The organism is Streptomyces sparsus (genome assembly GCF_054776295.1).
This window is the reverse complement of sequence record NZ_BAAHCA010000696.1, coordinates 1-2621: the sequence shown is the minus strand read 5'-3', so window position 1 is coordinate 2621 and position 2621 is coordinate 1. Positions and strand designations below refer to the sequence as shown.

Below are 2621 nucleotides of genomic sequence, written 5' to 3'. Positions count from 1 at the left end.
GATTCCCTTCCGGGTCTCCTCCGGGCGCTTCCCTTCGGTGTCTCCGACTCTATCAAACCTTTTCCGTGATCCGAATTCGTCGTTCTGCGGACATGCAGAAGCCGGAATCGATTTGATCAAGGGGTTTGTTTTGCCGGGTGCTGCCCGCGCCGTCGGCGCCGGGCAGGGGTCCGACAGTACAGCCGCACCGGGATCGGAGGCAAATCGTCCCGGGCCCGCTGCAGGGCCGTCGCACAGTGTCGGCTCGCCCGCATGCGCGTACGGAATCCGCAGTTCCTATGACTTACGCTTCTGAACGGTACGCCGTCCGGACAGGCAGCGACGGCGGCTGAACGATCACCGCCCTGGGAGGCTTCCCATGACCACCGTGACGTCCCCGCTCACCGGACGCGCCATCGGACTCGCGGCTGTGCCCGACCCGGTGTTCTCCGGCGCGATGGTGGGACCCGGTACCGCCGTCGACCCGGTGCGCGAGCCCTCCGAGGCCGTTTCACCCGTCGACGGCATCATCGTGTCCCTTCATCCGCACGCCTTCGTGGTCGTCGACGCGGAAGGACACGGTGTCCTCACTCACCTGGGCATCGACACGGTCCAGCTGAACGGTGAGGGCTTCGAGCTGCTCGCCGCCAAGGGGGACAGCGTCAAGCGCGGTGACCCGGTCGTGCGCTGGAACCCCGCCGCCGTCGAGCAGGCCGGCAAGTCGCCCATCTCGCCGGTCGTCGCCCTCGAGGCCACCGCGGACTCGCTCACCGATGTCGCCGAGGACGCCGACGTCCGGGTCGGCGACACCCTCTTCGGCTGGAACTGAACTCGCGCGCCGGCACCGCGGGTGCCGGCGCATGGACCGTGACGAACAGCGGCGGCCCGCCCGCCGCAACAACCGGAGACGGGTGAGATGGACACAAAGCTTCGAGGCGTGGGAGTCAGCCACGGCGTGGCGATCGGGGAGGTCCGGCACATGGGCACCGCGGTGCTCGAACCGCCGGCCAAGCAGATCGCCGCGGACGATGCTCCGCGTGAACAGCAGCGGGCGCGGCAGGCGGTGGACGCGGTCGCCGCGGACCTCAACGCCCGCGGCAACCTGGCCGGCGGTGAGGCGCAGGCGGTGCTCGAAGCACAGGCGCTCATGGCACAGGATCCCGAACTGATGGCGGACGTGGAACGCCGCATCGCCGTGGGCAGCACCGCCGAGCGCGGCGTCTACGACGCGTTCGCCTCGTACCGGGCGCTGCTCGCCGGTGCCGGCGAGTACCTCGCCGGGCGGGTCGCGGACCTGGACGACGTACGCAACCGCATCGTGGCGCGGCTGCTCGGAGTGCCGATGCCGGGTGTGCCCGACAGCGACGAGCCCTTCGTGCTCATCGCCCGCGATCTGGCTCCGGCGGACACCGCCCTGCTCGACCCCGCGCTGGTCCTGGGATTCGTCACCGAGGAGGGCGGTCCCACCAGCCACAGCGCCATCCTGGCCCGTGCGCTCGGCGTTCCGGCGATCGTGGCGCTGCCCGGAGCGGGTGAGCTGCCCGAGGGCACCGTCGTCGCCGTCGACGGCAGCAGCGGTGAGGTCATCGTCAACCCGGACGCCGAGGAGCGCGAGGAGCTCGAGCGGGTGGCGGCCGAGCGCAGGGCGGCGCTGACCGCGAGCACCGGGCCGGGCGCGTCGTCCGACGGGCACAAGGTGCCGCTGCTGGCGAACGTCGGCGGGCCCGCGGACGTGCCGGCCGCGGTGGCGGCCGGAGCCGAGGGCGTCGGGCTGTTCCGCACCGAGTTCCTCTTCCTGGACGACAGCAAGCAGGCGCCGTCGGAGGACAAGCAGGTCGAGGCCTACCGGACCGTGCTGGAGGCGTTCCCGGAGGGCCGGGTCGTCGTGCGGGTGCTGGACGCGGGGGCGGACAAGCCACTGGAGTTCCTGTCCCCGGGTGATGAGCCCAACCCGGCACTGGGTGTGCGCGGTCTGCGCTCGCTGCTGGACCACCCGGAGGTGCTGCGGACGCAGCTCACCGCGCTGGCCCGGGCAGCGGAGGGGCTGCCGGTGTACCTCGAGGTGATGGCGCCGATGGTCGCCGACCGCTCGGACGCCAAGGCGTTCGCGGACGCGTGCCGTGAGGCGGGCCTGCAGGCGAAGTACGGCGCGATGGTGGAGATCCCCTCCGCGGCGCTGCGTGCCCGGTCGGTGTTGCAGGAGGTCGAGTTCCTCTCGCTGGGCACCAACGACCTGGCCCAGTACACCTTCGCGGCTGACCGCCAGGTGGGAGCGGTGTCCCGGCTTCAGGACCCGTGGCAGCCGGCGCTGCTGGACCTGGTGGCGCTGTCCGCCGACGCGGCGAAGGCCGAGGGCAAGAGCTGCGGGGTCTGCGGTGAGGCCGCCGCCGATCCGCTGCTGGCCTGCGTGCTGACCGGGCTCGGTGTCACCAGCCTCTCCATGGGCGCGGCCTCGATCCCCTACGTGCGGACGACACTGGCGAAGCACACGCTGGCCCAGTGCGAGCGGGCCGCGGCTGCGGCGCGCGCGTCGGACAGTGCCGACGAGGCGCGTGCCGCAGCTCAGGCGGTGCTCTCCGGCGAGTAGTCCGGCCGAGGACCGAGCCACACCCGGTGCCGGGTGCTCCACCACGTGGTGGAGC

The 2621-nt window shown here is 72.0% G+C and carries 2 protein-coding genes; both read left to right on the top strand.

Going from position 1 to position 2621, the window contains the following annotated elements; translation table 11 throughout:
• The first annotated feature begins 358 nt into the window (after positions 1-358).
• Entirely contained in the window at positions 359-808 is a 450-nt protein-coding gene (locus tag ACYVE9_RS22260; protein ID WP_461029668.1) for a PTS sugar transporter subunit IIA, read from the top strand.
• Between the two features lie 87 nt (positions 809-895).
• Positions 896-2566 (top strand): phosphoenolpyruvate--protein phosphotransferase, encoded by a 1671-nt coding sequence (gene ptsP / locus ACYVE9_RS22255; RefSeq protein WP_461029667.1) that lies wholly within the window; start codon positions 896-898, stop codon positions 2564-2566.
• Positions 2567-2621 lie beyond the last annotated feature (55 nt).

What these genes read in the sequence shown, in the direction of transcription:
- ACYVE9_RS22260 (WP_461029668.1), top strand. Translation starts at nt 359, where the DNA reads ATGACCACCGTGACGTCCCCGCTCACCGGACGCGCCATCGGACTCGCG.
- ptsP (WP_461029667.1), top strand. Translation starts at nt 896, where the DNA reads ATGGACACAAAGCTTCGAGGCGTGGGAGTCAGCCACGGCGTGGCGATC.